1 protein-coding gene is annotated in these 288 nt (G+C 36.5%); it reads right to left on the bottom strand.

Features of this window, described 5'->3' with window-relative positions:
* The coding region (locus AAEY68_RS20870; RefSeq protein WP_350586802.1) for a sigma factor-like helix-turn-helix DNA-binding protein at window positions 1-288 on the bottom strand (288 nt) is incomplete at both ends.

Below are 288 nucleotides of genomic sequence, written 5' to 3'. Positions count from 1 at the left end.
ATGTTAGGTGTTTATGTTGTTTTAAGTCTTTATTGATATTTAACCAGTCAGGCGTTGGGTGTCTTTTTTTACGCGTTGAGAAGCGCTTGAGTTTGGTGTTGAAAAATGTATTTTGCTGTTTATCCTCTGGTATTGGCCATTGATTTAAGCCTAACTCATTGGCCTTTTTAAGGTAATTAGCCACAGTACCAGGTGAAATATTTAAACTTCTGGCAATCTCTCGATGGGATAATTGTGCTGAGTACTTCAGCCGTAAAATGGAATGTAATTTACTCATAGATATAGGTC

Source organism: Pseudoalteromonas sp. RB2-MNA-CIBAN-0110, assembly GCF_040309305.1.
Lineage (GTDB): Bacteria > Pseudomonadota > Gammaproteobacteria > Enterobacterales > Alteromonadaceae > Pseudoalteromonas > Pseudoalteromonas arctica.
This window is presented reverse-complemented; position numbering and strand designations above follow the sequence as displayed.